Origin of the sequence: Acinetobacter sp. Q186-3 (assembly GCF_013420655.1) — a bacterium.
Lineage (GTDB): Bacteria > Pseudomonadota > Gammaproteobacteria > Pseudomonadales > Moraxellaceae > Acinetobacter > Acinetobacter indicus.
The window spans coordinates 1-26,997 of sequence record NZ_VOXS01000013.1; the positions used below are offsets into that span (position 1 = coordinate 1).

Below are 26,997 nucleotides of genomic sequence, written 5' to 3' on the forward strand. Positions count from 1 at the left end.
TTTAAATCCTATAGAACAGATGTGGGCATGGGTTAAACGTAAGCGTAAAGAATGGTTGATCGACTCAGTCGATGAGTTATTTCGAGTTTTTTTCGAATCTTGTATGAATAATAAAGTAGTTTGACTATAAATGCCCGATGAAGGCGAGTTTTGCGGTTCTTACGCCACAGTGTGGCTCAGGTTTTGCCTACTTTTCCCGAAAGAAAAGTAGGTCGAACCGAAGCTTAATCCAGATAAATGAGTTGCATTGAAAAGACAGCGTTGGAATGAATCTTTTTGAAAAGAATTAAATTGTGTTTCAGCACCTAAGGAGCATCCATGAACAGCATTCCCGTTGTGGAACTTGAAAGCTCCACAGAATTAAAAACGATGACTATGCAAACCACCTGTCCTTATTGTGGGGTTGGTTGTGGGGTGAGGGCTCATGTCAGCCATTCACCACAAGGCGTGCAGGTGAAAGTCGAAGGCGATGTGCAGCATCCAGCCAACTTTGGCAAGCTGTGTATTAAAGGTAGCAATCTGGCCGATACCTTGGGGCTAGAGACACGGGTATTAACCCCAATGCTGGGCCGTAAGGACAACCGTCAGCCAACAGACTGGCAGACTGCCACCACCGAAATTGTGCAAAAATTCCAGCATTGTATCGAGCAGTATGGTCCGGAAAGTATTGCTTTTTATGTTTCTGGGCAATTGCTGACCGAAGACTATTATGTGGTCAATAAATTCGTCAAAGGTTATTTGGGCACGGCTAATATTGATACCAACTCGCGGCTGTGTATGTCCTCTGCGGTGGCGGCGCATAAACGGGCCTTTGGTGAAGATCTGGTGCCTGCCAGCTATGCAGATTTTGAACAGACCGAGATGGTGGTGCTGGTCGGTTCCAATACTGCCTGGTGCCATCCGGTTCTGTATCAGCGCATGATGCAGGCCAAAGAACAGCGCAATCTGTTTGTGGTGGTGGTCGACCCACGCTTTACCGCGACCTGTGAAGCGGCCGATTTACATTTGCCGATTATGCTCGGGCAAGATGTGGCGCTGTTTAACGGCTTGCTGCAGTACTTACAGCAAAATGGTCATCAGGACCACAATTTTACCGCTGCCTATACCGAAGGCTTGCAGCAGGCGTTAGAAGCCAGCGCCGCGGAGCAGCAGCTGGAAAATGTGGCAGCGCGTACCGGGATTTCTGCCGAGAAATTACAGCTATTTTTTGAAAAATTTGCCCAGACTGACAAAGTCATGACCCTGTTTTCGATGGGGGTGAACCAGTCTTCACAAGGGGTCAATAAAGCCAACAGTATTATCAATTGTCATCTGTTGACCGGCAAAATTGGCAAGCCGGGCGCAGCACCGTTTTCCATGACCGGACAACCGAATGCCATGGGCGGCCGTGAAGTCGGTGGCTTGGCCAATATGCTGGCAGCCCATCTGGATTTAGAGAATCCGGAGCATCAACAGCTGGTGCAAAACTTCTGGCAAAGTCCATATATTGCCAAGCAAGCGGGTTTTAAGGCAGTTGATCTATTCCAGGCAGTCGAAAGCGGCAAGATCAAAGCCATCTGGATCATGGCCACAAATCCGGTCGTCAGCTTGCCCGATGCCGATCAAGTGAAGTGTGCTCTGGATAAATGTGAATTCGTAGTGGTCTCTGATATCTGTCAGGATACGGATACTACTCAATATGCTGATGTATTACTTCCAGCTTTAGGCTGGGGCGAAAAAGATGGAACTGTCACCAATTCGGAACGCCGTATTTCAAGGCAACATGCCTTTTTAGATGCGCCGGGTGAAGCCAAAGCTGACTGGTGGGCGATCAGTCAGGTGGCCAAGGCCATGGGCTTTCGCGGTTTCGATTATCAGCATGTGCATGAGATTTTTCTGGAACATGCGGCTTTATCGGCCTGTGAAAATGGTCCGGTGACACAGCGTCAGGACTATCCGCTATTTCGCTACTTTAATTTAAGCGGTCTGAGCCAGCTAAGCCTGCAACAGTATGAACAGCTGCAGCCGTTGCAATGGCCAGTATTAACGCCTCAGCAGAATCCACCGGTGGAACAGCTGTTTACCCAGGGACAGTTTAGTTTTCCAAATGGCAAAGCCCGTTTTATTGCCACTCAGGCCATCGACCCGGTACATGGCGCTTGTGAAGATTATCCTCTCATTCTGAATACTGGCCGGATTCGTGATCAGTGGCACACCATGAGCCGTACCGGTTTATCGGCCAATTTAAGCACTCACAAAGCCGAGCCCTATTGTGAAATTCACCCCAATGATGCACTGAAATATGGCCTGAAAGATGGGGAACTGGTGGAGCTGAAATCCCGCTGGGGCAGCTGTGTATTGCGGGTTGAAGTCTCGACTGGTATTCGTCGTGGTCAGCTGTTTGCGCCTATTCACTGGAATGATCAGGTCGCTTCCGATGCGCGAATTGGAAAAGTGGTCAATCCGGTGGTGGATGTCATTTCTGGCGAACCGGAATTTAAACATACCCCGGTCAGCATCCAGCCATTTTATACCGACTGGCAGGGCGTGCTGTATATTCGCCATGGGCATGAAGCGGCAGTTCAGATTACTTTGGCGCAGGTAGCGTGGTGGAGCAAGATTCAGACCGCCAAAGCGGTTCGTTATGAACTGGCCGACCGGAAAAAATTTAAACATACCGCCGCACAGATTAAACAGCTGCTGCAGCTGGAAGATAGCCGCTTTGAATGGCTGCAGCTGGAAGATCCATCGGCATTCATCAGCCATAGTGTGGTGTTACAGGACGGGATTTTAATTGCCAGCCTGTATATTGCACCCAACGCTTTATTGCCCGATCGGGACTGGGTTGCCAGCCTGTTTAAACGTGAGCGTTTAAGTGCCACGCATCGCAAAGCCTTGCTGGCCGGACAGGCGATGTCGGTACAGAACAATGAAGGACCGCTGGTATGTAGCTGCTTTAAAGTTGGCAAAAACCGCATTATCCAGACCATTCGGGAGCAGCAGTTAAGCCATGAAAAACAGATCACGGCCTGTTTAAAAGCTGGCGGCAATTGTGGCTCATGTTTACCGGAAATCCGTGGGCTGATTAAAGCCTGTCAGGTGGAGGAAATGCCATGAATCGCAACTCCACCACCATGCAGGCTGATTATCCTGCCACGGATCTGGTCATTCTGGCGGGCGGCCAAGCCCGCCGCATGAATGGCATGAACAAGCTGCTGCAAAAGTTTGATGATGACATCCAGCTGCTTAAAATCCAGCGACGCTTCAAGGCTGAAATTCAGCAATTGTGGATCAATAGCCATCGTGATCGTTCCATTTATGCCAGATTGCTGCCGCATCTGCATTGTTATCATGATGATGAAGGCGGTTTTTTAGGGCCGTTGATGGGGATGAAAAGCGCCTGGGGCCATGTACAGGCCGACTATGTGCTGTTTGTTCCCTGTGATGTGACCTATATTCCGCCCGATGTGCTGCCACGGTTGCATCAGCGTCTGGCCAGACAGCCGCAGGCCGACGTGGCCTATGTGATGATGAACGGGCAGGCGCTGTATCCATTTTGTCTGATGAAACGCAGCAGTTTGCCCACACTTCGCGCGCATCTTGCACAACATCAGCGCAGTTTAAAGCATTGTTTCGCAGAAATGCATGCTCAGGTGGCAAAATTTAAAAATCGTGCGCTATTTTTTCACAGTATTAACTCGCTGGATGAACTGCAACAGTATCGTCAGCTGAAATTTCTTTAAAAATCATCTCATTTCTTCGCTTCTAGCGTGTGCTGGGCAGAATTTAAACACTCTCTTTATCAAAAGCCCAAAGTTGGAACATTAATTGCAAATTCAAGCCTAAAGCGCGGCATGTGATCCGTGCAAACCTATTGCCTATTGCACAGCCATGAAGCAATTGCCCAGAGGATAACAGGCGTGATCAATCCCCAGATTCCCGTGAGACCCGCATATTTTCAGGATCAGTTTGGCCGGAGCAAACGCAAACTGCGGATTTCTGTGACCGATCGCTGCAATTTTAAATGCGTCTACTGTATGCCTGAACATCCTGAATGGATGAAGAAACATCAGTTGCTGAGTTTTGAAGCCTTGCTGCAGTTTTGCCAGTTGATGGTTGAGCAGGGGATTCAGCATATTCGGATTACCGGCGGCGAACCGTTGATGCGTCAGGGGGTGGTGCATTTTATCCGGGATTTACAGCCGCTACGCCAATTGGGGCTGGAGAGAATTTCCATGACCACAAATGGCCATTATTTAAGCCGCTATGCGCAGGAATTAAAACAGGCCGGTCTGGATGATTTAAATATCAGCCTCGACAGTTTAGATCCGCAGCAGTTTTTTACGCTAACCCAAAAACAGTTAAAGCCGGTACTTGACGGGATTCAGGCCGCCCAGCAGGCGCATTTGCCTGTCAAACTAAATAGCGTGCTCATTAAAGGCATTAATGACGACCAGATGGTGCCGCTTTTGCAGTGGAGCAAAGCCGAGCAGATTCCGCTGCGTTTTATTGAATTTATGCCGCTGGATGGTGATGGACGCTGGAGCGCCGCACATGTAGTGACCGAACAGGAAATTTTGCAGCGTTTAAGCCTGCATTTTCCGGTCGAAGCCATCGACAGCCAAGGCGCGAATCCGGCACGGGAATATCGGGTCGATGGCCACCCGGTAGGGATTATTTCCACCATCAGTCATGCCTTTTGTGGCCAGTGTGACCGGTTGCGTTTAAGTGCCCAGGGTGAACTGTATAACTGCCTGTTTGCCGAACAGCCTGTGCCCTTAAAAGTATTGATTGAACAGCTACAGACTCACACGGCGCCCGTGGCACGTGAGCAGTTACTGCAGCAATTACAAAGCTATATCTGGCAGAAAAAAGCCGGCTTTCATGCCATTCATTCTCAAGCCACAACCACTGCCGGGAGCGCCCGGAAAATCAGCATGTATATGATTGGAGGTTAAGTATGCACGATATCCTGATTCAGATTGAAGCCTTTGGCGCTGTAAAACAGGCGTTGCCAGAAACCGTGCAGATGCAGTGTCTGCCCGGTACGGCCATTGCGGACTTGTTGCTGCAGTTAAACCACAGTTATCCGGCGGCGGCAGCTCTGGTCGAGCGGTGTGCCTGCGCGATTGGTGAAGATATTGTGCCGCGCCAGCAGACCTTGCAGCACAGTACCACGCTGGTGTTGCTGTCACCGGTGGCAGGAGGTTAAACGATGCAGCATATAAAACAGTTTGCCCGGATTCAGGATATGCCACTCAGCCAGTCCAGCTTCGATGAGATTCAGCACTTTCCCGAATGTGGTGGCATTGGCATTTTTGTGGGCACAGTTCGCAACCATCATGAAGGTAAGGCAGTGCAGTCGCTGAAATATACCGCCTATGCACCGGTGGCAGAAAAAATGATCCGGCAGATTGAGCAGGAAATTCAGCAGCAATATGGCGTGTCTTATGTGCGGGTCATCCACCGGATTGGGGATTTAGCCATTGGTGAAACCGCAATTATTGCCATGGCGTATGCGCCGCATCGCCGTGAAGCCTTTCAGGCCTGCGAGGTGGCGGTAGAGCGGGTCAAATATGAAGTCCCGGTCTGGAAAGAAGAATTTTATTGCGATGGCAGCAGCCAGTATGTCGAAGGCTGTTGTATTCGTAAAGATCATCCGCCAGTGGAAGCGAATACGCAAACCGATTGCTGCAATCACTCCCATGCAGGCGAAAACGCCTATCAATGGCCGCTTTAAATTTGATGTTAAGCCTAATTTTTTTAAATCAATAATTCCGGAATACCATCATGAAAAATGTAGGCATGAAAGCCGAAACCTATCGTACTGCGGTGGCCAGCGCCATTTTATATGCGCCGCCGCATTGTATCGAGCTGCTGCGTCAGGGAAATACCGAAAAAGGCGATGCGCTGAAAACTGCGCGTATTGCCGGTATTCTGGCAGCCAAACGTACCGATGAGCTGATTCCGCTGTGCCATCCTTTACCCATTTACCGGGCCGATGTGGATTATGAACTGCATGAACAGCATGTCGAGATTATTGCCACGGTAGAAACTATTGGTCCGACCGGTGTCGAGATGGAAGCCTTAACCGCAGCCAGTCTGGCCGGACTGACCTTATACGACATGCTGAAACCGCATTGTGAACCGGAAGATTTGTGTCTGGATCAATGCAAATTACAGCAGAAAAAAGGCGGTAAATCCCATTTTAGCCGGGTCTTGGCGCAGCCGATGCCAGCCTCGGTGATTGTGCTGTCCGATACCGTCGCCGCGGGTAAAAAACCGGATACCGCCGGCCAGAATATTCTGGAAATATTGGCAGAGGCCAATTTCCAGCAGGTTCAGTATCAGGTGATTCCGGATAGCCCGGAACAGCTGCTGGCTTTAATTGAACAGCAGAAAAATCAGTATCCGCTGATTTTAACCGTTGGCGGCACCGGTCTTGGCCCGAAAGATTTAACCGTAGAAACCCTGGCTCCGCTATTAGAACGGGAAATTCCGGGGCTGATGGAAGCCTCGCGCAGTTTTGGCCAGAAACGCACGCCGTATGCGGCTTTAAGCCGTGGAGTGGCTGGCTATATTGAAAATAGTCTGGTGATGACTTTACCGGGCAGCCGTCAAGGCGCGAAGGAATCCTTGCTGGCGGTATTACCGGCCTTGGTGCATGTCTTTGATGTGCAGAAAAATATTCCACATGCAGGAGGCTATCAATAATGTCAGGCTGTGGTGCAGAAAGCGGGCTGATCAGTCTGGATCAGGCGTTGGACAAGATAATTGCGGCAACGCCCTGTCTGGAGGTGGAAACCCTGCAGCTACAACAGGGCTTGCATCGCTATTTAGCTGAAGATATTTATGCGGGGATTGATCTGCCTTTATTTTCCCAAAGTGCAGTCGATGGTTATGCCCTGTGTAGCGATGGAGAGATAGCGCCAGGCGCGCAGTTCCAGCTGGTCGGTGAAATCCGGGCAGGTCAATCAGCCGATGTGACGCTGCAGCGTGGACAGGCGATGCGTATTTTTACCGGCGCGCCCATTCCTGCCGGCACCACCACGGTGGCACGTCAGGAAATTGTACAGCGGATGTCGAGCCATCTGATTCAGCTAGAGACTGCGCTCAAACTGCATGCCGATATCCGGGATGTGGGCGAAGAAATTAGCCAAGGTCAGTTACTGGCATCAGCCGGACAATATTTAAATATCGGCGCAATTGCCGCCTTAAGCATGGCCGGTATTGATCAGGTACAGGTCTATCAGCAGCCTAAAGTTGCCGTGCTGATTACCGGCGATGAAGTCGCGCAGTCGGCTGCAGATCTGCAAGCAGGAAAAATTTTTGATGCCAATGCGCCTTTAATTGCATCCTGGTGTCAGGCACGGCATCAACCTGTGCATATTGTGCATGTGGAAGATAATGAAATTGCCTTAATCCGATACTTTCAGCAACTTCAGGAGGAGTATGATGTCATCATCAGCACTGGCGGAATTTCGGTTGGTGATTATGATTTTATCCGTCCGGTGGCTTTAAATGTAGGCTTTGAGCAGGTGTTCTGGAAAGTGAAACAGAAGCCGGGGAAACCGGTTTTTTTCGCCAGATACCGAAAATCGGCTAACAAATTTTGTCACTTATTGGCATTGCCGGGCAATCCTGCGGCGGTATATGTTGGAATCTCGATCTATACGCAAACTTTATTAGAAGTATTACAAGGGCAAAGTCAGCCGCCCGCGTGGTGGACAGGGCAAATACAACATGACTTAAAGCCCGATGCGAGAGAAAGGATTTTAAGAATGGCCGCCTGTTTTGAAGATGGGGTGTTGAAATTGCACAGTTTAGCCAAGCAGCAGTCGCATATGCTCAGTAATCTGATGTATGCCAACTGTCTGGTGCGTGTGCCGGCCCATCAGCCGATTCAAAAAGGCCAATGCTTAAAGGGAATATTCATACAGCATTGAGGGAGTGCGTTTTGAAGACCATCCAACTTGGTTTAATCTGTGTCGCCTTGTGCTTAAGCACATTCAGTCGAGCCAATTCCGTTCAGGTGTATGCAGCTGCAAGTCTGGGCCCGGCATTGACGGATGTGATTCGGCATTATCAGCTGCAATATCCAGAAGCCAAGATAGTACCGGTTTTTGGCGCTTCATCGACCCTGGCCAAACATATTGTCCGCGGTGCAAAAGTCGATCTTTATTTTCCGGCCGATCAGGACTGGATGACCTATCTGGTGAAACGCAACAAGGTCAAAGCCAGTCAGGTCAAACCAATTATTTATAACCAGCTGGTGGCAATTGCCCTGAAAGATGCGCGGATTCCGTTTCGGGCGCATCCTACCTTTAATTTTCCTCAGGCCTTTACGGGCCGGCTGTGTACCGGACAGGTCGATTCGGTGGCGGTTGGAAAATATGCCAAACATAGTCTGACCAAGCTGGGCTGGTATAAACGGCTGGAAAAACGCATTATTGGCGCGTCGGATGCCCGGGCTGCTTTGGCCTTTGTCGAGCGCGGTGCCTGTCAGGTCGGCATTGTTTATCGCAGCGATGCCGTCAGTAGCGATAAAGTAAAAGTGCTGGGTGCGTTTCCGGTGCAGACCCATCCGGACATTGTCTATACCGCGGCTTTAACCAAACAGGGTGAAAAGAATCGTCAGGCGGTCAAGTTCCGGCGCTATCTGGGTAGCGTCGCGGCTCACAAGATTTTTGTTCAACATGGTTTTCGTCCCTAGGTTGCTGCTTTGATGCTCAGTCCCGAAGAACTAAGTGCCTTGTATCTGTCTGCTAAAGTGGCCAGTGTCGCGACCTTGTTTTGCCTGCCATTTGCAATTTGTCTGGGCTGGATGCTGGCACGCTATGAATTTCGCAGCAAGTTTTTGCTTGAAGCCATGTTACAACTGCCGATGGTTTTGCCGCCGGTAGTGCTGGGCTATGCATTGCTGGTGCTGTTTAGCCCGCAAGGCTGGATTGGACAGGTTTTGGCCCACTGGGGTATTGAGCTGGCATTTAACTGGAAAGGCGCAGTACTGGCTGCCATGCTGGTGGCGTTTCCCTTGCTGGTTCAACCGATTCGTTTGTCTTTTCAAATGTTAAATCCACAGCTGGAACAGGTGGCAGCCTCACTTGGGGCTGCGCCGCTGAAAGTCTTTTTCAGTATTAGCTTACCGCTGGTGCTGCCCGGGATTCTTATGGGCAGTATTCTGGGCTTTAGCCGCAGTCTGGGTGAATTTGGCGCCACCATTACCTTTGTTGGCAATATCCCGGATGAAACCCGCACCATTCCCATCGCTATTTATACGCTCATTCAACAGCCTGATGGCGAAGCTGCTGCCATGCGTCTGGTGCTGTTATCCACCGGCTTGGCTTTTGCCGCCTTACTGGCCAATTATTTTATTCTGCACAGATATCAACGTAAATTGGGGCAAAACTGATGCTGGATTGTCAGATCGATTATCAGAATGCGCAGTTCAAATTACAGCTGCAGCTGACCTGTGCAGAGCAGATTGTCGGGATTCTGGGGCCCTCCGGTTCCGGGAAAACCAGCTTTCTGCATCTGCTGGCCGGACTGTTACGGCCGCAACAGGGCCGGATTGTGCTGAATCACCGTTTATTGCTCGATACCCAGCAGCAGATATTTGTGCCCGTGCATCAACGTAAAATTGCCCTGATTTTCCAAAAGGCCCTGTTATTTCCGCATTTGAATGTTGAGCAGAATTTAAGATATGCAGAAGGTTTACAGCCGTTGACACAGCGTAAATTTGAATTTGAGCAGATTGTCGAGCTGTTAGAACTGTCCAGGCTGATTCGACGCAAAGCGCATCAATTATCCGGCGGGGAAGCACAGCGCGTTTCGATTGGCCGGGCTTTATTATCTGCACCGCAGTTATTGCTGCTGGATGAACCCTTAAGCGGACTGGATCAGCAGTTAAAACAGCAGATACTGCCATTTTTAAAACGCATTCAGCGCGAACTGCAGCTGGGCATGATCTATGTGACCCATCATCCGGAAGAACTGCTGGAACTTCAGGCCACGGTGTATCAAATGCAAAAAGTGCAGGGCATCAGCAGTTTGCAACGGGACAAGGTAGTACCTTTGATTCAGCCGGTTTGTTAAAGCTCGGCAATTTGCTGTTGTAGCTGCTCCATCTGCTCGGTTAACTGTTTCATCATGATTTGCGCAATCCGGGAAAGCTGTCGTTTCGGTGCCACACACAGGGCCAGCGTCAGTGGATATAAACCTTTGTCCTGAACCGGTTTAAAGATGGCTGTTTGATGTTCCAGGAGCGGCAGAGCATCTAAATAACTCATTAGCCCCAGCCCCAAATTCTGCTTTAACAATGACATTAACATGCGAATGTCATTACATTCGATGCGGCTACGCGGACTAAACTGATGGTGCTTATACAGCGCGCTGACATATTCATGAATAATCAGCGGTGGTGCTGGCATTAAATGGGCATAAGGCAAGGTATCGGAAAAATACAGCGGTGTTTGTTCTGCCAGAGGATGCTCAACTGGAATCACAAAACCCAGCGGAATTTCCACAAAAGCCACCACTTCTAAATGCGGATGCGCTTGCGGATTCAGCAGCAGGCCAAAATCCAGCTCCGCGGCCTGAATCATCTGCGCGACTTTTTCACTGTCCAGCACATGCACGTGAAAATCAATCCAGGGATAATGCTGCCTCATGTGTTGCATGGAATGCAGCACAAAACTTTCGCTGAGCGCTGAAATTAAGCCAAATTCAATGCTGCCACGATGCAGGCCCTGAATTTCATCAAAACGGATGCGGGTCTGCTGAAATTCCTTTTGCCATTTTAACAGATCGGCATACAGTAACTCTCCGGCCAAAGTCAGCCGTAGCCCATGATTCAGACGTTCAAATAGTGCAATCCCAAGTTCCTGCTCGGCCAGTACAATTTGTCGATGCACGGCAGATACCGAAATAAACAGCTGTTCGGCTGCCTTACGCAAGCTGCCGGTTTGCGCCACCGCAATAAAATATTCTGAAAAACGCGAAAATGGGGTATTCACCATTTAAGACCTGGCCAGCGTGATATTGATAGATTTTAAAAGAGCAAGATCTGCGCCAGTTCAGGCCAATTTTGACTAAAGTGTTCGAATATTTAGAACAGATCATCAAAAACATTCTAATAGACAGAAAAAGCAGAAGCTCTTAATTTAAAACAGGAAATTAACAATAAACGACATGAGAAAACCGCGGATTTCCGTTTGTTCTTGACCCTGTATAGCTTAAAAGTGAGCCAGCCTATGAATGCGATTCCTGTAATCAACCTGTTTGCCCAACCCCATGACAGCCGCTTTGATGCCAGTGACTGGCATATTCTGGCGCAGCATTGGTATCCGGTGGCACGAATTCAGGATGTCAGCAGCCAGCCGCAACAGGTGACTTTATTGGATGTGAAAATGGCGCTGTACCGGACAGAAAGCGGTGACATCCAGCTGGTACGGGATATTTGCCCGCATCGCGGTGTGCCTTTAAGCAAAGGCTGGGTGGAGGGCGATGAAATTGTCTGTCCTTACCATGGGTTGCACTATAACCGGGCCGGCAAATGCACCAAAATTCCGGCCCAGCCCGACCTGACCCAGATTTCGGAGCGTTTTAGCCTGACCATGTTTCCGGTGGTGCTGAAATATGGTCTGGTCTGGACCAGCCTGTTCGGGCGGGATGAACAGGCAGCCAATTTTCCGGTGCTGGACACCTGGGAAGATGCGGAGCATCAATCCATTTTACCGCCCAGTGTGGATATTGCCGGTTCCAGCGGCCGTCAGTTAGAAGGCTTTATTGATGTTGCACATTTTGCCTGGGTACATCATCAGGCCTTTGCCGATCGGGACAATCCGGTGGTGCCGAAATATCATACCGAACGCACTGACTATGGCCTGAAAAGTATCTATATTTCCAATGTCAGTAATTATCCGCATGGCATGCAGCATTTAGCACCCGAAGGCTTTTTATGGACGCGTGAATTTGAGGTTTATCCACCCTTTGCAGCGACCTTGACCATTTATTTTCCGAATGATGGCATCTTGAAAATCTTAAATGCCTGCTGTCCGGTATCGGCCAATCAGACCCGGCTATTTGTGCCTTTAACCCGGAATTTTGATACCACCGGTGACCTGCAAGCGGTTTACGATTTTAATGCGCAGATTTTTGCCGAAGATCAGGACATGGTGGAAAGCCAGAAACCGGAAGAGCTGCCGCTGGATTTAAGCATGGAAGCCCATTTTGAGGCAGATCGCTCCTCGGCCTTATACCGCCGGATTCTGGCCGAATGGGGTCTAAGTAAACGCTATATCGTGTAGCAAATCTCATTGAATTGAAGGCGAGTTTAGGCAGGATGACTGGCCTGATTGGATTTAAAGGCTTTATCCAGCACATGCCGGTGAATAAAACGCAGCTTGTCTTTTACCGGCTCGGTCAGTTTAAACGGATAGGCATCATCCAGCCCGATACTGCGATTCAGCGCATTCAGATTAAAGGTCAGGGCAATCCAGTTTTCTAAAATGTGTTCAATATCCTTGCCGCCAATCGGGCATTCGGTAAAGTACAGATTGGCCAGGGTACGGCCGTTACCTTGCACCCGGATTCCGGCAAAATAGGCGGTTTCTAAAGTATCCATCATGTGCAGATAATGCGCCCAGGTTTCAGCCCAGTCTTCCCAGGGATGGGTGGTGGCATAGGTGCTGATATAGCTGTCCTGCCAGTCGGAGGGCGGGCCTTGTTCATAATGGCGTTTGAGTGCCATGCCATAATCCTGACGTTCATCACCAAAATAGTAGCGGAATTCATCGACCAGTTCCGGATGGCGGTTTTGCATCACATCAAAATAATAATGGCCGCTTTCATGGCGAAAATGGCCGAGCAGGGTGCGGTAGTTTTCTCCCATGGTTACGCGCGTGGTTTCCCGGTACACCACATCGGCTTCAATGGCATTGAGGGTAATCAGACCATTGGCGTGGCCGGTCAGCACCGGTTGGCCTTCCATGGGCATTAAAAATTCATAGCGCAGGCCATAGCGGTCATCTTCAGAACGTTTTGGCCGCGGCATAATATTCATGCGCTGCGCCAGATATAAAAACCGCCGTTTAGCCTGTTCCAGATAACGCCAGTACTGGATATTTTCCGGTTCATCTAAATTGGGGATGGTGTGGGTAAGCTGGCAGGATTCGCAATAGATATTTTCATCATCGACGGGAATCATCCAGTTGCAGACCTGATAGTGACTATAATTAAAACAGGGCTTAAATTTCTGATTACGATAGCTTTCATTCAGGCTGACCCATTCATTGTCGCTATCCTTACGAAAGGTGCCCATATCTTTTTCGGAGGCAACAAAGCCAATGGGTGCCTTGCAATATTCACAAAATGAGGCACCAAAAAAAATCTGCTGATGGCATACCGCACATTCAAAATACTTCATTCTTGATCCTCAGCCTGCAGGATACGTCCATTTATCTAAACATAGATTGAGTCAGGAGGGTATTTGAAACCCGCTATAAAATTGTAGCAGATTTACAAAGTTGCCTGATGCGATCAGTCGCTTAGCCTCATTTTGAGTCGAAAAACCATGTGGATGCAAACGGCAAGCATGTGCCTTGCAGTCATTGCATTCCGGATTAAAAGGAACATAAAAGCTGCAAATAGACAGAATTGGAGATTTATTCAGCAAAGCCACGGTAAATGAATGAAAAATGGTCGAATATGCGCCATGAAAGGAGTAGATTAAACCTTATTCCCGATCATATTTTTCATACTCGCATGGCCAGTACCTGGATTCTTTTTACCCTGATGGCTGCATTTATGCAGGCCTGGCGCAATGCCTTTCAAAAACAGCTCAGCATGACGGTCGACGTTTATGGCGTCACGCTTGCACGCTTTATTTTTGCCTTGCCGTTTGCGGTCGGTTATTTGAGTTTTTTATATCTGCAGCAGCCTGCCGCAACGCCGGTTAGCTTTAGCGGGAAATTCTGGCTGTATATTGCTGTGGCGGCTTTTTGCCAGATTCTGGCCACCATTCTCATGGTGCAGCTGTTCAAGCAGAAAAACTATGCCATTGGGGTCGGACTGGCCAAAAGCGAGGCGATTCTGGCGGCTTTAATTGGCGTGGCACTACTGGGCGAATATTTAAGTCTGCTGGGCTGGGTTGGCGTCGTATTAGGCGGCGTGGCAGTCTTTTTACTCAGTAAAGGGCCGGCCAATACCAAGCTTTCTGTCAGCACGTTGGCGATTGGGGTGGGCAGTGGTCTCAGTTTTGCCATTACCTCACTGCTGGTGCGTGAAGCGAGTCTGGAACTGGAGAATTTACCCTTTTTACATCGTGCCGGCTGGGTATTATGTTTTGTGATCGGGCTGCAATGTATCAGCATGTTGTTGTATTTGGGGCTGTTTAGCCGGCATACCTTACAGGCCATGTGGCAGCGACTGGGACTGACCTTTAAGGTGAGTATTTGCAGTTTTCTGGCCTCCCTTGGCTGGTTTAGTGCCATGAGTATGCAGACTGTGGCCTTGGTCAAAACTTTGGGACAGATTGAAATTCTATTTAGCTTGCTGATTTCTGCCTTTTTCTTTAAGGAAAAACTGGCCCGAACCGATCATCTGGGCTTGGTACTGGTGGTGATTGCCGCGATGCTGGTGATCTGGGCTTAAAGTTGAAGTAGATGGGCAGGGCATCTCAGTAGAATCATCAATCTTTTTAAAAATTGCCTAAAAACAAAAAAAGATAATCCGGAGATTATCTTTTTTTAAATGCTTTCAACCGAGCTGGGTTTAGCGTTGAATAAACGCCTGCACCGCCTGATTAAAGGCTTCTGGCTGTTCAATATTGGAAATATGCGAAGCATTAATTTCAAACAGTTCAGCGTTGGCAATGCGTTGTTGCATAAATTCACCATCGGCTACAGTTGTTACCGGGTCTTGCTGACCAGCAACAATGAATACCGGTACCTGAATGTCTTTTAACTGTTCACGTACATCCGCTTTAGCCAAAGCTTCGCAGCAGCTTGCATAACCCTCAGGGCTGCCAGCTCCCAGGTCGTTTGAAAGAGTCGCTACAGTTGCTGCGTTACTTTGGATAAAGGGTTCGGTAAACCAACGACCGGCCGCCGTTGATGCAATAGGGGCCAAACCTTGTTCCCGGACCAGTGCGGCACGCTCATTCCAAGCCTGTTCCTGACCAATTTTAGCGGCTGTATTACAGACCACAACATGGCTAAAACGTTCAGGCTTGTTAATTGCCAGCCACTGACCGGTCAAACCACCCATCGAAATCCCACAGAAGGCTGCTTTTTCAATATTTAAATGATCGAGCAGATTCACCACGTCTTGGCCGAGCTGGTCAAGCGTATATGGACCTTGTGGAGCAGAAGATGCGCCGTGACCACGGGTGTCATAGCAAATGACAAAAAAGTCCTGCTGGAAGTGGTCAATTTGCGGTTGCCACATTTTAAAGTTGGTACCTAGCGAGTTAGAAAATACCAGCGCAGGTTTTGTCGCATCACCAAAGGTTTGGTAATTAATTTCAGCATCTTGAGATGTAAATGTTGGCATTGAATCCCTCCCGACCTCCCTTTAAAAAAGGGAGGGGAAATTTAATTTGTTATCGTATCTTTAAACGCGTTCAATAATCAAAGCGATGCCTTGACCGACACCAATACACATTGAGCACAGGCCATATTTGCCGCCAGTGGCTTCCAGCTGGTTCAGGGCCGTGGTGACCAGACGCGCACCTGATGCACCGAGTGGATGACCCAGTGAAATGGCGCCACCATTCGGGTTCACTTTCGCGGCACCATCTTCCAGACCAAGGTCACGGGTACACGCCAGTGCTTGAGCAGCAAAAGCTTCGTTTAGCTCAATCACATCCATCTGCTCTAACGTCAGACCGGTTTGGGCCAACAGTTTTTTAATGGCTGGCGCTGGACCAAAGCCCATAATGCGTGGTTCCACACCCACCACAGTTGCACCAATAATTTTGGCACGTGGTTTTAAACCGTATTCCGCTACCGCTTCATCAGAGGCAATTAATAATGCTGCTGCACCATCGTTAATACCTGAGGCATTACCGGCAGTCACAGTACCATCGGCTTTGACCACAGGTTTGAGTTTCGCCAGACCTTCTAACGTGGTTGATGCACGTGGATGCTCATCGGTATCGACCACAACTGGTTCGCCTTTACGCTGTGGAATGACCACAGGTACGATTTCATTTTTAAAGAAACCTTTGGCTTGGGCAGCAGCAGTACGTTGCTGGCTTTCAAACGCAAACTTGTCCTGATCTTCACGGTTAATGTTGAACTGTTCTGCCACGTTTTCAGCAGTTTGAGGCATGGTTTCAACACCATACATTTCTTTCAGTTTCGGGTTAATGAAGCGCCAGCCCATGGTGGTGTCTTCAATTTTCTGGCTACGGCCATAGGCAGATTCAGATTTACCCATCACAAATGGTGCACGTGACATGCTTTCTACACCACCCGCCACAATCAGATGTGCTTCACCAGCTTTAATGGTACGCGCCGCCATGGCAACCGCATCCAGTGATGAACCACATAAACGGTTTAAAGTTGTTGCAGGCACCTGATGCGGTACGCCAGCTAATAGCGCAGACATACGACCCACGTTACGGTTGTCTTCGCCGGCCTGGTTGGCACAGCCGTAAATCACGTCATCTACTTTTTCCCAGTTAACACTTGGGTTACGCTCCATCAGCGCCTGAATGGGAATGGCACCCAGGTCATCTGTACGTACAGGAGCAAGTCCACCTGCGTAGCGACCGAATGGGGTGCGAATAGCATCAATGATATATGCGTTTTTCATTTTTTCTGTTTCCTAAATTCTTTTTTAATCCCCCTAAATCCCCCTTTAAAAAAGGGGGACTTCTCCTCCCTTGCTTGCGCTGAGTTTTTAAAGCCGTGCTTTAAAACTCGCTCAGGGAGCTTGAGAGGGATTACTTAACCCTGTGTCGCATCAATCAGCTTCGCACCGGTCAGGGATTGCAGCTCTTCAAATGACAGACCGTCAACTTTCTCAATCACTTTCATGCCTTCAGCAGTCACATCAATCACGCACAGGTCGGTATAAATACGATCTACACATTTCAGGCCAGTTGCTGGATAGCTCAGCTCCGCTACAATTTTTGGCTCGCCTTTTTTGGTGACGTGATCCGTGGTGATAAAGACTTTCTTGGCACCAACTGCAAGGTCCATTGCACCACCCACCGCAGGAATTGCATCCGGGGCACCAGTATGCCAGTTGGCCAGGTCACCATTTTCTGCAATCTGGAAGGCACCCAATACGGCGATGTCCAAGTGACCGCCACGCATCATCGCGAAAGAATCCCCATGATGGAAGAAACAGCCACCGGTCAGCATAGTTACATATTCTTTACCGGCATTGATCAGTTCCGGATCTTCTTCACCTGGCGCAGGTTTTGGACCAAAGGCCAATAAACCGTTTTCAGAATGCAGGAATACATCTTTATCTGCAGGCAGGTAGTTTGAAATTTTGGTTGGCAGGCCAATCCCGAGGTTGACATAGGCACCATCTGGAATGTCTTGGGCAACGCGTTCAGCAATCTGGTCACGTGTTAATTTGGTATAGCTCATCGTGTTCTCCTTCACGTATTTATGCTGATTGTTCAGGCTGTTTGTCAGCAACTGACACCACATGTTGTACAAAAATACCCGGAGTGATGATGTGCTCAGGATCAAGCTCACCCAGTTCAACCACTTCAACGACCTGTGCAATGGTAACATCTGCCGCCATGGCCATAATCGGGCCAAAGTTACGTGCCGATTTACGGTAAACGAGGTTGCCCCAACGGTCGCCTTTGTAGGCTTTAATTAAAGCGAAATCGGCTTTAATCGGGTTTTCCAGAACGAAGTCTTTGCCTTCGTAATTTAAGGTCGGTTTACCTTCAGCCAGTAAAGTACCAAAGCCAGTTGGGGTGTAGATTGGGCCTAAACCCATACCTGCAGCCTGAATACGGCAAGCCAGGTTACCTTGCGGCACCAGTTCCAGCTCGATTTTGCCAGCACGATACAGTTCATCAAAAATATAAGAGTCAGACTGACGAGGGAACGAGCAGATGATTTTACGTACAGCGCCTGCTTTAAGTAATTTGGCCAAACCGTAGTCGCCATTACCGGCATTGTTATTGACGATGACCAAATCCTTGATGCCCAGTTCAATCAGGCCATCAATCAGTTCAGCAGGCTGACCTGCTGTACCGAAACCACCAATCATGATGGTTGAACCATCTTTAATTTGAGAGAGCACATCTTTTAAAGATGCTGAGCTTTTATCAATCATAGTTGTTTCCTAGTCAAACAAACTTCATTGACCCGTGCTTTTGCTTGGGCTTGAAGGTGAGGTCAGTGCTGATAAACCGGTTCTGCTTAAAATGACATGAGCCAGAATACCCAGACAAATTCCCCAAAAAACTGAGCTGAGACCTAAAAACTGCATACCCGATGCAGTTGCCAGGAAGGTAATAAGTGCTGCGTCACGCTGGTTTTCCTGATGCATGGCGGCATTTAAATTGATGCCAATGGCTCCTAGAAGTGCCAGACCGGCCAATGCTGCCACCAATTCTTTCGGGAGCAGGCTAAACAGCATCACAATGCTGCCGGCAAATAAACCGCCTAAAATGTAGAACAGGCCGTTGGCAATCCCGGCGATATAGCGCTTTTCTTTCAGTTCATGCGCGTCTTTGCCCATGCACAGCGCGGCGGTAATTGAGGCCAGGACAATAGTGATCCCGCCAACACACGCCACCGCCAGCGAAGCGATACTGGTGGTGGTAATAATGGGTTTAGCCGGCGTGTCGTAGCCACTGAGCTTTAAAATGGCCATCCCCGGTAGAAACTGACCAGACAGGCTGACTAAAATCAGCGGTAAGGCCAGGTTAAGGGTCGAGTTCCAGGTCCATTCCGGCGCAATAAACTGCGGCACTGCCAGGCTAAAACTCATTTCGACCGGATTCATGGTGCCGAGCAACAGGCTCAGGCCAATTCCGGTCAATAGCACGTACAGCATGGCATAGCGCGGACTAAAACGTTTGGCCAGTAAGAACACCAGCAACATGCCAAATACAATAAACGGCATGTTATTACTGGCAGTAAACAGGCCAAAGCCAAACTGGCACAAAATGCCGGCCATCATGCCCGCTGCAACCGCTTGCGGAATTAAGGCCAGCAATTTGTCGAAATAACCGGTAATCCCAATAATGAAAATCACCACGGCTGAGGTGATGTAGGCTGCAACGGCTTCGTTCAGGGAAATATCAGGAAAGAGGGTGACCAGCAAGGCCGTTCCGGGTGCCGACCAGGCGGTAACCACCGGAACTTTGAATTTAATTGAAAGGAAGATACCGGCAACGGCTGCGCCAATAGAAATGCCCCAAATCCATGAAATCATCATGGCATTGGACACTTGAGCCTGTTGGGCTGCCTGGAAGAAGATGATTAAAGGACCGGCATAGGAAATCAGTACAGCTAAAAATCCTGCAACTGTGGCTGATAGGGACCAGTCTTTTCTTAAGGTATCTAACAGGTGACTCATTGTTTGCCTCCGTGCAAGTCTGGCAATGATCCTGTACAAAAAAAGATGATCAGGTTAACCCTGATCACCACCGCCGACAGGAACAACTGTGCCTGTCACATATGACGCATCGTCAGATGCCAGGAATAAAATGGCATTGACTTGTTCTTGAATGGTGCCGTAACGGCCGAGGAAGGTGCGATCAATGGTCTGATCAACCACTTCCTGCATCCATGCCTGTTCTTGTTCAGACAATGGGGCAGTGTTACGTGGCACTTTACGTGGTGGCGCTTCAGTTCCACCGGTTGCCACGGCATTAACACGAATACCATCTTTCGCATGTGCAAAAGCCAGCGATTTGGTCAGGGCATTGACGCCGCCTTTAGAGGCAGAGTAAGGAATACGGTTAATACCACAGGTGGCAATAGATGAAACGTTTACAATGGTGCCTTTCTGATTTTTCAGCATTTCCGGCAATACTGCGCGGCAGCACCACATGGTTGGGAACAGTGAACGGTTCACTTCCTTGATAATTTCTTCTTCAGAAAATTCCTGGAAAGGTTTCATCCAGATGGCACCGCCGACGTTGTTGATTAAAATATCAACGCGGCCGTAAGTGTCGATGGCTTTGGCAACCACTGACTGCGCGCCAGCATAGGTTTCCAGGTCAGCATTAATGGTGACCGCATCACCACCGGCGGCCTGAATCTCTGCCAGCACTTCTGCGACATATTCAGAACGGTCGGCCATGACCACCTGGGCGCCTTCGGCTGCCACTTGCAGGGCAACCCCGCGACCGATGCCTTGGGCAGCACCAGTCACAATCACCACTTTATTTAAAAATCTTTGACGATCAGACATTGCGGGATTACTCGATTTTTAGTTAGCAGAGAATTTTTCGAACAGGAAGTTGGCCGGTTTTACACCTTCGCCATCTAACCAGCCGCGTACCGCTTCAACCATTGGTACTGGACCACACAGATACACATCAACATCGCCGCCATTGAGCCATTCGTTGTCAATATGACCAGTCACATAGCCTTTACGCTCATGTGCAGATTCCGGGTTTGCCACAACAGTGCGGTATTCGAACCATGGGAATTTGGCTTGCAGTTCGTTCAGTTTTTCCAGCGCAACCAGGTCAAAGTCATTGGTCACACCAAACACCAGACGCACTGGCTGATCTGAACCTTTTTCTTCCAGTACTTGCAGCATTGACATGAACGGGGCAATACCTGTACCACCCGCAAGCATCAGTACCGGACGCACCACGTTACGTAAGTAGAAGCTACCAAATGGACCGGTAAAGGTCATTTTATCGCCAGCTTTGGCATTTTTGCTCAAGAATTCGCTCATTTTGCCGTTTGGTACGTTACGTACTACGAAACCGGTTAAACGGTTGCCCGGTTTAGAGCTGAATGAATAAGAACGGGTTTCAGCTGTTCCTGGAATACCGACATTGACATATTGACCGGCCAGGAAGTGGATATCAGGCTGACCTTCGTCAAGCTGGATATCAAAGGTAATGGTTGAGTCAGACAGGTTCTCAACGCGAGATAAAGTACCTTCGAACGCGTGAATTTCAGTTTTACATACATCTGAAGATGCCTGAATCTGGAACACCGCATCTGAAGTCGGGCGGCATTGGCAGGCAAGGATATAACCTTCTTCTGCTTCTTCAGGTGTTAATGCATCTTCAATATAGGTTTCTTCAGGCATGTCATACGTACCTGATTCACAAAACGCTCGACAGGTACCACATGCACCGTCACGGCAATCCAGAGGGATATTGATCTTTTGACGGTAAGCTGCATCGGATAGAGTTTCACCTTGTGCAACTGTAATGAAACGAGTAACACCGTCTTCAAATTGAAGTGCAACATTGTGGTTTGACATGGCTGGAATCCTATAAAAATCTTTGAAACATTTTCAACCTTCAGCCAAGTTTCCGTTTGGCTGAAGGCCACATCAGTAAGCTAAAACAGCAGGGCTTACAGATGGTAAATATCAATTACTTGGTTGATGTAGTCGTTCTTCAGAACCACATACTTGTTCACGATTTTTGGTTCTTCGCCAGAGAAATCGATCACATAACGTGACATGCCGAAGTAGCTGTAGTTGGTTTTGTAACGGAAACTTAAAGTGTTCCAGTTAAAACGCACTGTGACTAAATCACCGTTTTGCTCAACCACTTCAATATTGCTGATGTTGTGGCTGGTACGGGTATCCGGCATGGTGGCAGAAGAGCGTTCAGTTTTAATACGGAACACACGGTCTTCAAGGCCTTGACGATCCGGGTAGTAGATCAGTGAAATTTCAGACTGTGGATCTTCAGTCAGTTTGTCATCGTCATCCCAGGCTGGCATCCAGAATTCTACATTTGGCGCATAGCACTGTAACCAGTCGTCCCATTGCTCATCGTCTAAAAAACGTGCTTCACGGTAGAGGAATTGAGCAATATTTTCTAAAGTAATCGCGCTCATGCGTTTTCTCCTTCAGTTGCAGCAAGCTCTTTCTCGTCAGCAATCGCTTTTTTCATAAGTTTGAGCCAGAATTCGTGTTGAGCAAGGTATAAACCTTCATCTTCAGTTTTAATGCCTGAAAGTTTTGGTTTTAAACCAATTTCGTTAGCCGCATCATCCGGACCTTGGATCCAGTGTTTGGCACCACGGCTCATGTCGTTCCATTCCAGGGCAATACCGGCATAACCCGCTTGACATGCACGGAACTCTTCCAAGTCATCTGGAGTTGCCATACCTGAAGCGTTGAAGAAGTCTTCATACTGACGGATACGACGTGCACGTGCATCAGCGTCTTCACCGACAGGAGCGATACAGTAAATGGTCACTTCAGTTTTGGTTGGAGACAATGGACGAAGTACACGAATCTGTGAACCGAACTGGTCCATGAAGTAGACGTTTGGATAGATACACAGGTTACGAGAACGCTCGATCATCCATTTCGCCATTGGCGCACCGAATTTCTCGGTATATTCATCTTTTTTGGCAAAGTTTGGACGGTCTTCCGGGTTGGCCCATTGTGTCCAAAGCAGCATGTGACCATTTTCGAATCCGTATGAACCGCCGCCTTGTTTACCCCAGGCACCCGCGCTCATGGCACGAATGTTGTCGCCACCTTGCTTTTCTTTACGTTGTTGAGTGGTTGCAGCATAGTTCCAGTGTACTGCAGACACGTGGTAACCATCGGCACCGTTTTCAGCAGTCAGCTTCCAGTTACCTTCATAGGTATAGGTTGATGAGCCGCGTAATACTTCCAGACCCTGGTCAGACTGACCCACGATCATGTCAATAATTTTGGTGGCTTCGCCAAGATATTCTTCTAGTGGTGGAACATCCGGGTTTAAGCTACCGAACAAGAAACCTTTGTAGTTTTCAAAACGGGCAACTTTTTTCAGGTCGTGTGAACCGTCTTGGTTGAAGCAGTCTGAATAACCTGCATCTGCCGGATCTTTTACTTTTAAAAGTTTGCCTGAGTTGTTAAATGTCCAGCCGTGGAAAGGGCAGGTATAAGTCGCTTTGTTACCGCGTTTGTAACGGCAAAGCTGCGCACCACGGTGTGAACAGGCATTGATCATGGCATTCAGTTCACCGTTACGGTTACGTGCAATGATGATCGGCTGGCGGCCCATATGAGTGGTGTAATAATCGTTGTTATTTGGAATTTGGCTTTCATGTGCCAAGTACACCCAGTTTCCCTCGAAAATATATTTCATTTCAAGGTCAAAAATGGCCTGGTCTGTAAATACTGAACGATGTAGCTTGAATTCACCTGTTTCATAGTTTTCAACAAGTAATTCGTCAATACGATCTAAATGGCTGGTGTTAATTACTGGAATACGAGGCATGTCCGTTCTCCGACTTTCCAAATTTGGGTAAGTCACCGAAATGTCTGGGAGTAGACATTTCGGTTCCCTGTATGATTAAGCGCTTGCGCGGCGGCGTTCAACTTCAGTAGAAGGAGCACCTTCTTTATCTTTCTGAAGAACTACATCAAAACGGATGTATTTGAACGGACCTTTCAAGCCACGACGCGCGATTTCAGCTTCATCAGTCACATCTTCAGCAACGGCTACCAGACCTTCACGTGTACCGAATGCGAAGTCGTCCCATAAGTATTTGTCACCCTCAATGTTGAATTGAGTTGTCAATTTACGGTGACCCGGTGCAGAGATGAAGTAGTGCACGTGTGCAGGACGTTGACCGTGACGCGCGATCTGGTTCAATACGCCTTGTAAAGGACCTTCTGGGTTCAGGCCATAACCTACAGGCATGGTAGTTTGTGCAACGTAGTTACCTTGGTCGTCTGCTAAAATGCTGCGACGCAGGTTGAAGTGTGATTGCGACTTGTCTAAGAAAGAGTAGTTACCATGGCTGTTGGCGTGCCACATTTCTACCTTCGCGCCTGGCAGGATGTTGCCATCAGTGTCAGTCACTTGACCTTCAATGATTAATGTTGCGATTTGACCTTCTTCAGAACCGTCGTCCATACGTGCAAAACCTACTGATTCAGGTGCGCCTGCAACATATAAAGGACCTTCAATTGTACGTGGCGTACCGCCAGTCAGGCCTGCTTTGGCATCTGCTTCGTCAGCACGAAGATCAAGGAAGTGTTCCAGACCAACTGCAGAACCCATTAATGCAAATTCATCTGCTTTGGCGATGTCAATAATGGTTTCAATACCTTTCCATACTTCAGACTGGCTTAAATCCAGGTCTTCAATCGCTTGGAAAAGATCAGTTACAAGACGTACCACAACCTGTTGAACGCGTGGATTTACCGGACCCTCTGCAGTGTCGACGTTACAAGCCTTAACTACGTTTTCAATTGTTTGACGATCCATACAATTACTCCTTGAATGTATGTATATAGTTGTCGTGGCTGCCTGAATGCTTGTTTGGCTGGCTGATCTGGCTGGCCACAATCCTTGTTTATTTACCCTTTGGATTTCTAAAGTCGCTACCCCGATAGCGGCTTTAAATTCTTAAAATACCGATATGAACTGTGAATCAGGTGTCATCATCACGGACAGAAGATGGGTGGCGGTTAAGCGCCATCACTTCAATATTCATGTATGGATACAACGGCAGACCTTGCAGCAGGTTGTGCAGTTCTTCGTTGCTCTCAACATCAAAAATACTGATGTTTGAATACTGGCCTGTAATGCGCCAGATATGACGCCATTTACCTTGGCGCTGTAATTCCTGCGAATATGCCTTTTCAACGGCTTTAATTTCATTAGCGCGTTCAGCTGGCATATCGAGTGGAATATTGACATCCATGCGTACGTGGAAAAGCATGTCTAGCTCCTTTATTGACGACGTAAGCGGTCAAGCTTGTCTTCATCCAGTTCAATACCTAAACCGGCAGTGGTTGGTAACACCAATTCAAAGTTTTGATATTGCAATGGTGTTTTTAAAATTTCTTCCGTCAGTAGCAATGGACCAAACAGTTCGGTGCCGTAAGCCAGGCTTTCAAAAGTCGAGAACACATGCGCTGAAGCAATGGTTCCTACCGGGCCTTCCAGCATGGTGCCGCCGTATAGGTCGATATTGGCCAGCTTGGCAATTTTGCCAACCTCACATCCTTCAATCAGGCCGCCGGACTGCGCCACTTTAACTGCAAAAACTGATGCGCCATTGTTACGGGCAATCTGGTAAGCGCTGTTTGGACCCATTAACGATTCGTCTGCCATAATGGCAATATCGAAACGGCGGGTGAGGCGACGCATCGCATCGAGGTTTTCAATGCCGCATGGCTGTTCAATCAGGTCAACACCGCCATCTTGCAGCAGCTGAATACCTTTAATGGCTTCAAGCTCTGACCAGGCACGGTTGACGTCAACACGAATAGAAACGTCTTTGCCTAATGCTTTTTTGATTGCCAGCACGTGTTCAACATCTTCTTCAACCGGACGAGAACCGATTTTCAGCTTGAACACATTGTGACGTTTGATTTCAATCATCTTCTGCGCTTCAGCGATGTCTTTTTCAGTATTGCCTGAAGCCAATACCCAAAGAACAGGAACGCTGTCACGTAAACGGCCACCAAGAATTTCACTCAGTGGTAAACCGAGGCGCTGTGCCTGAATGTCCAGTAAAGCAGTCTGGATGGCACATTTGGCAAAACGGTTGCCGTTAATATTCTTTTTCAGGGCGCGCATGGTTTGTGCAAAGTTCAAACCAGCCAATGTTTTTAGTAAAGGTGCGAAGTAAGTATCAATATTGGTTTTTACGCTTTCTGGGCTTTCTTCACCGTAGCCTAATCCACCAATTGTGGTTGCTTCGCCCCAGCCCACAAAACCATCGTCTGTGGAGATCTTTACCAATACCAGGGTTTGCGTCTGCATTGTCGCCACCGCCATTTTGTGTGGACGAATGGTCGGAATCTCGACAAGCATGGTTTCAATGGATTTATACATCACTTTACTCTTCGCAATCTTGCGTTGTGTATCTGATGTGATATACCTTAAAAGAATAGAAACGCACTGTCGAAGATCATTTTGGCATTTTATTATATTCTAAAGGTATGGAAAGGGTATGGAACTTAGACATCTCAGATACTTTGTTGCTGTGGTAGAAGAACAGAGTTTTACCAAAGCAGCTGAAAAACTGTTTATTGCGCAACCACCTTTAAGCCGTCAGATCCAAAATCTGGAAAGTGAGCTTGGAATTCAGCTATTTGAGCGCGGTAGCCGCCCATTACAGACCACTCCGGCAGGCCAATTTTTCTATCAGCATGCCGTAAAACTTTTGTCTAATGCGGAAGAGATCAAAACCATGACCAAGCGGGTGGGAATGGTCGAGAAAACCGTGACCATTGGTTTTGTGGGCTCTTTACTTTATGGTTTACTCCCCAGAATAGTCTATTTATTCCGCCAACAACATCCTAATTTAAAGATAGAACTGGTTGAAATGACCACCACCAACCAGATTCAGGCCTTAAAGGAAGGTCGTATAGATGTCGGATTTGGCCGTTTACGCATTTCCGATCCGGCCATTCGACGTATTTTATTGCGTGAAGAACCGCTCATGGTGGCGGTGCATGACAGTCATCTATTTGCAACAAAGCGGCAGGGTATATACCTTTCAGATATTGTCGAAGAAAATATTTTTCTCTATCCAAACCATCCCAAACCGAATTTTTCGACCCAAGTGCGCGGCCTGTTTTCCGAATACAGTCTGGAGCCGCGCAGTTTAAAAGAAGTGCGTGAAATTCAGCTGGCTTTGGGGCTGGTAGCTGCCGGCGAAGGTATGTGTATAGTCCCGGAAAGCGCGCGTACCATACAGTTGCCGCATTTGAACTATATTCCTTTACTCGATGATGCTGCTAAAAGCCCGATTTTCCTGGCGATTCGCAGTATGGATGAAAGCGAAGATATCCGCTCGCTGTTTGACAGTATTTATCAGGTCTATGATCTGGAAGCGATTAAATATGATCGTACTGTAATTTAAGGGC

General features: G+C 48.3%; 27 protein-coding genes. 13 read left to right on the forward strand and 14 right to left on the reverse strand.

The genetic code is table 11. The features are described from left to right. Positions 1 to 318 precede the first annotated feature (318 nt). The 10 genes from FTT64_RS10805 (at position 319) to FTT64_RS10850 (ending at position 10,074) form a co-directional block, all read left to right on the forward strand. Complete coding sequence (locus FTT64_RS10805; RefSeq protein WP_180182370.1) at positions 319 to 3,096, forward strand: nitrate reductase; 2,778 nt, start codon at positions 319 to 321, stop codon at positions 3,094 to 3,096. Continuing rightward, positions 3,093 to 3,722, forward strand: coding sequence for a molybdenum cofactor guanylyltransferase (locus FTT64_RS10810; RefSeq protein WP_104470178.1), 630 nt, complete (start codon positions 3,093 to 3,095; stop codon positions 3,720 to 3,722). The genes FTT64_RS10805 and FTT64_RS10810 overlap by 4 nt, the downstream gene beginning before the upstream one ends. Positions 3,723 to 3,899: 177 nt before the next feature. Then, on the forward strand, positions 3,900 to 4,937 hold the full coding sequence (gene moaA / locus FTT64_RS10815; RefSeq protein WP_180182371.1) for a GTP 3',8-cyclase MoaA: 1,038 nt from the start codon (positions 3,900 to 3,902) through the stop codon (positions 4,935 to 4,937). A gap of 2 nt (positions 4,938 to 4,939) precedes the next feature. Continuing rightward, positions 4,940 to 5,191, forward strand: a complete 252-nt coding sequence (locus FTT64_RS10820; RefSeq protein ID WP_045794773.1) for a MoaD/ThiS family protein — start codon at positions 4,940 to 4,942, stop codon at positions 5,189 to 5,191. A 3-nt stretch (positions 5,192 to 5,194) separates the two neighbouring features. Continuing rightward, a complete protein-coding gene (locus FTT64_RS10825) occupies positions 5,195 to 5,719 on the forward strand; it encodes a molybdenum cofactor biosynthesis protein MoaE (protein WP_180182372.1) in 525 nt (174 codons plus the stop codon). 50 nt (positions 5,720 to 5,769) lie between these two features. Then, a complete protein-coding gene (moaCB, locus tag FTT64_RS10830; protein ID WP_005178124.1) occupies positions 5,770 to 6,693 on the forward strand; it encodes a bifunctional molybdenum cofactor biosynthesis protein MoaC/MoaB in 924 nt (307 codons plus the stop codon). Beyond that, the gene (locus FTT64_RS10835) at positions 6,693 to 7,925 is read left to right on the forward strand and encodes a molybdopterin molybdotransferase MoeA (RefSeq protein ID WP_180182373.1); all 1,233 of its coding nucleotides are present in this window, start codon (positions 6,693 to 6,695) and stop codon (positions 7,923 to 7,925) included. Before moaCB ends, FTT64_RS10835 begins: the two co-directional genes overlap by 1 nt. 11 nt (positions 7,926 to 7,936) lie before the next feature. Further along, positions 7,937 to 8,692, forward strand: a complete 756-nt coding sequence (gene modA / locus FTT64_RS10840) for a molybdate ABC transporter substrate-binding protein (protein WP_180182374.1) — start codon at positions 7,937 to 7,939, stop codon at positions 8,690 to 8,692. Between the two features lie 12 nt (positions 8,693 to 8,704). Next, entirely contained in the window at positions 8,705 to 9,391 is a 687-nt protein-coding gene (gene modB, locus FTT64_RS10845; protein WP_180182375.1) for a molybdate ABC transporter permease subunit, read from the forward strand. Beyond that, the gene (locus tag FTT64_RS10850; RefSeq protein WP_180182376.1) at positions 9,391 to 10,074 is read left to right on the forward strand and encodes an ATP-binding cassette domain-containing protein; all 684 of its coding nucleotides are present in this window, start codon (positions 9,391 to 9,393) and stop codon (positions 10,072 to 10,074) included. Before modB ends, FTT64_RS10850 begins: the two co-directional genes overlap by 1 nt. On the opposite strand, the gene FTT64_RS10855 is transcribed toward FTT64_RS10850, so the two are convergent. Then, the gene (locus FTT64_RS10855; RefSeq protein ID WP_180182394.1) at positions 10,071 to 10,994 is read right to left on the reverse strand and encodes a LysR family transcriptional regulator; all 924 of its coding nucleotides are present in this window, start codon (positions 10,992 to 10,994) and stop codon (positions 10,071 to 10,073) included. The two genes, FTT64_RS10850 and FTT64_RS10855, sit on opposite strands and share 4 nt — an antisense overlap. A gap of 237 nt (positions 10,995 to 11,231) precedes the next feature. Here FTT64_RS10855 and FTT64_RS10860 point away from each other — a divergent pair, with 237 nt between their 5' ends. After that, positions 11,232 to 12,287: an aromatic ring-hydroxylating dioxygenase subunit alpha gene (locus FTT64_RS10860; protein WP_180182377.1), complete on the forward strand. Its 1,056-nt coding sequence runs from the start codon at positions 11,232 to 11,234 to the stop codon at positions 12,285 to 12,287. 26 nt (positions 12,288 to 12,313) lie between these two features. On the opposite strand, the gene FTT64_RS10865 is transcribed toward FTT64_RS10860, so the two are convergent. After that, positions 12,314 to 13,405 (reverse strand): putative zinc-binding metallopeptidase, encoded by a 1,092-nt coding sequence (locus FTT64_RS10865; RefSeq protein ID WP_168397673.1) that lies wholly within the window; start codon positions 13,403 to 13,405, stop codon positions 12,314 to 12,316. Between the two features lie 338 nt (positions 13,406 to 13,743). Here FTT64_RS10865 and FTT64_RS10870 point away from each other — a divergent pair, with 338 nt between their 5' ends. Next, positions 13,744 to 14,631, forward strand: coding sequence for a DMT family transporter (locus tag FTT64_RS10870; protein WP_005178106.1), 888 nt, complete (start codon positions 13,744 to 13,746; stop codon positions 14,629 to 14,631). Between the two features lie 120 nt (positions 14,632 to 14,751). Here FTT64_RS10870 and pcaD read toward each other — a convergent pair whose 3' ends face one another. The 12 genes from pcaD to FTT64_RS10930 all read right to left on the reverse strand — a co-directional run bounded on the left by pcaD (position 14,752) and on the right by FTT64_RS10930 (position 25,960). Next, on the reverse strand, positions 14,752 to 15,531 hold the full coding sequence (gene pcaD / locus FTT64_RS10875; RefSeq protein WP_005178103.1) for a 3-oxoadipate enol-lactonase: 780 nt from the start codon (positions 15,529 to 15,531) through the stop codon (positions 14,752 to 14,754). Positions 15,532 to 15,591: 60 nt separating this feature from the next. Further along, on the reverse strand, positions 15,592 to 16,797 hold the full coding sequence (gene pcaF / locus FTT64_RS10880) for a 3-oxoadipyl-CoA thiolase (RefSeq protein ID WP_163145792.1): 1,206 nt from the start codon (positions 16,795 to 16,797) through the stop codon (positions 15,592 to 15,594). A gap of 134 nt (positions 16,798 to 16,931) precedes the next feature. Beyond that, positions 16,932 to 17,585 (reverse strand): 3-oxoacid CoA-transferase subunit B, encoded by a 654-nt coding sequence (locus tag FTT64_RS10885; protein ID WP_016658115.1) that lies wholly within the window; start codon positions 17,583 to 17,585, stop codon positions 16,932 to 16,934. A gap of 19 nt (positions 17,586 to 17,604) precedes the next feature. Then, positions 17,605 to 18,291, reverse strand: coding sequence for a 3-oxoacid CoA-transferase subunit A (locus tag FTT64_RS10890; protein WP_180182378.1), 687 nt, complete (start codon positions 18,289 to 18,291; stop codon positions 17,605 to 17,607). A gap of 24 nt (positions 18,292 to 18,315) precedes the next feature. Beyond that, positions 18,316 to 19,542, reverse strand: a complete 1,227-nt coding sequence (benE, locus tag FTT64_RS10895) for a benzoate/H(+) symporter BenE (protein ID WP_005178085.1) — start codon at positions 19,540 to 19,542, stop codon at positions 18,316 to 18,318. A 54-nt stretch (positions 19,543 to 19,596) separates the two neighbouring features. Further along, positions 19,597 to 20,382, reverse strand: coding sequence for a benzoate diol dehydrogenase BenD (benD, locus tag FTT64_RS10900; protein WP_005178084.1), 786 nt, complete (start codon positions 20,380 to 20,382; stop codon positions 19,597 to 19,599). A gap of 18 nt (positions 20,383 to 20,400) precedes the next feature. Next, positions 20,401 to 21,417, reverse strand: a complete 1,017-nt coding sequence (benC, locus tag FTT64_RS10905; RefSeq protein ID WP_005178083.1) for a benzoate 1,2-dioxygenase electron transfer component BenC — start codon at positions 21,415 to 21,417, stop codon at positions 20,401 to 20,403. Between the two features lie 95 nt (positions 21,418 to 21,512). Beyond that, positions 21,513 to 22,004, reverse strand: a complete 492-nt coding sequence (gene benB, locus FTT64_RS10910; RefSeq protein WP_171431902.1) for a benzoate 1,2-dioxygenase small subunit — start codon at positions 22,002 to 22,004, stop codon at positions 21,513 to 21,515. Next, positions 22,001 to 23,386 (reverse strand): benzoate 1,2-dioxygenase large subunit, encoded by a 1,386-nt coding sequence (benA, locus tag FTT64_RS10915; RefSeq protein WP_005178080.1) that lies wholly within the window; start codon positions 23,384 to 23,386, stop codon positions 22,001 to 22,003. Before benA ends, benB begins: the two co-directional genes overlap by 4 nt. 75 nt (positions 23,387 to 23,461) lie before the next feature. Then, positions 23,462 to 24,382: a catechol 1,2-dioxygenase gene (catA, locus tag FTT64_RS10920; RefSeq protein WP_180182379.1), complete on the reverse strand. Its 921-nt coding sequence runs from the start codon at positions 24,380 to 24,382 to the stop codon at positions 23,462 to 23,464. Between the two features lie 166 nt (positions 24,383 to 24,548). After that, positions 24,549 to 24,839 (reverse strand): muconolactone Delta-isomerase, encoded by a 291-nt coding sequence (gene catC, locus FTT64_RS10925; RefSeq protein WP_005178078.1) that lies wholly within the window; start codon positions 24,837 to 24,839, stop codon positions 24,549 to 24,551. 11 nt (positions 24,840 to 24,850) lie between these two features. Beyond that, positions 24,851 to 25,960 (reverse strand): muconate/chloromuconate family cycloisomerase, encoded by a 1,110-nt coding sequence (locus tag FTT64_RS10930; protein ID WP_016658119.1) that lies wholly within the window; start codon positions 25,958 to 25,960, stop codon positions 24,851 to 24,853. 118 nt (positions 25,961 to 26,078) lie between these two features. Here FTT64_RS10930 and FTT64_RS10935 point away from each other — a divergent pair, with 118 nt between their 5' ends. Then, positions 26,079 to 26,993, forward strand: a complete 915-nt coding sequence (locus FTT64_RS10935) for a LysR family transcriptional regulator (RefSeq protein ID WP_005178075.1) — start codon at positions 26,079 to 26,081, stop codon at positions 26,991 to 26,993. The last annotated feature ends 4 nt before the right edge of the window (positions 26,994 to 26,997 follow it).

Bases quoted from the DNA above. Each gene is read 5' to 3' on its own strand.
- FTT64_RS10805 (WP_180182370.1), top strand. From the start codon at position 319: ATGAACAGCATTCCCGTTGTGGAACTTGAAAGCTCCACAGAATTAAAA.
- FTT64_RS10810 (WP_104470178.1), top strand. From the start codon at position 3,093: ATGAATCGCAACTCCACCACCATGCAGGCTGATTATCCTGCCACGGAT.
- FTT64_RS10820 (WP_045794773.1), top strand. From the start codon at position 4,940: ATGCACGATATCCTGATTCAGATTGAAGCCTTTGGCGCTGTAAAACAG.
- FTT64_RS10825 (WP_180182372.1), top strand. From the start codon at position 5,195: ATGCAGCATATAAAACAGTTTGCCCGGATTCAGGATATGCCACTCAGC.
- moaCB (WP_005178124.1), top strand. From the start codon at position 5,770: ATGAAAAATGTAGGCATGAAAGCCGAAACCTATCGTACTGCGGTGGCC.
- FTT64_RS10835 (WP_180182373.1), top strand. From the start codon at position 6,693: ATGTCAGGCTGTGGTGCAGAAAGCGGGCTGATCAGTCTGGATCAGGCG.
- modB (WP_180182375.1), top strand. From the start codon at position 8,705: ATGCTCAGTCCCGAAGAACTAAGTGCCTTGTATCTGTCTGCTAAAGTG.
- FTT64_RS10850 (WP_180182376.1), top strand. From the start codon at position 9,391: ATGCTGGATTGTCAGATCGATTATCAGAATGCGCAGTTCAAATTACAG.
- FTT64_RS10860 (WP_180182377.1), top strand. From the start codon at position 11,232: ATGAATGCGATTCCTGTAATCAACCTGTTTGCCCAACCCCATGACAGC.
- FTT64_RS10865 (WP_168397673.1), bottom strand. From the start codon at position 13,405: ATGAAGTATTTTGAATGTGCGGTATGCCATCAGCAGATTTTTTTTGGT.
- FTT64_RS10870 (WP_005178106.1), top strand. From the start codon at position 13,744: ATGGCCAGTACCTGGATTCTTTTTACCCTGATGGCTGCATTTATGCAG.
- pcaD (WP_005178103.1), bottom strand. From the start codon at position 15,531: ATGCCAACATTTACATCTCAAGATGCTGAAATTAATTACCAAACCTTT.
- pcaF (WP_163145792.1), bottom strand. From the start codon at position 16,797: ATGAAAAACGCATATATCATTGATGCTATTCGCACCCCATTCGGTCGC.
- FTT64_RS10885 (WP_016658115.1), bottom strand. From the start codon at position 17,585: ATGAGCTATACCAAATTAACACGTGACCAGATTGCTGAACGCGTTGCC.
- FTT64_RS10890 (WP_180182378.1), bottom strand. From the start codon at position 18,291: ATGATTGATAAAAGCTCAGCATCTTTAAAAGATGTGCTCTCTCAAATT.
- benE (WP_005178085.1), bottom strand. From the start codon at position 19,542: ATGAGTCACCTGTTAGATACCTTAAGAAAAGACTGGTCCCTATCAGCC.
- benD (WP_005178084.1), bottom strand. From the start codon at position 20,382: ATGTCTGATCGTCAAAGATTTTTAAATAAAGTGGTGATTGTGACTGGT.
- benC (WP_005178083.1), bottom strand. From the start codon at position 21,417: ATGTCAAACCACAATGTTGCACTTCAATTTGAAGACGGTGTTACTCGT.
- benB (WP_171431902.1), bottom strand. From the start codon at position 22,004: ATGAGCGCGATTACTTTAGAAAATATTGCTCAATTCCTCTACCGTGAA.
- benA (WP_005178080.1), bottom strand. From the start codon at position 23,386: ATGCCTCGTATTCCAGTAATTAACACCAGCCATTTAGATCGTATTGAC.
- catA (WP_180182379.1), bottom strand. From the start codon at position 24,382: ATGGATCGTCAAACAATTGAAAACGTAGTTAAGGCTTGTAACGTCGAC.
- catC (WP_005178078.1), bottom strand. From the start codon at position 24,839: ATGCTTTTCCACGTACGCATGGATGTCAATATTCCACTCGATATGCCA.
- FTT64_RS10930 (WP_016658119.1), bottom strand. From the start codon at position 25,960: ATGTATAAATCCATTGAAACCATGCTTGTCGAGATTCCGACCATTCGT.
- FTT64_RS10935 (WP_005178075.1), top strand. From the start codon at position 26,079: ATGGAACTTAGACATCTCAGATACTTTGTTGCTGTGGTAGAAGAACAG.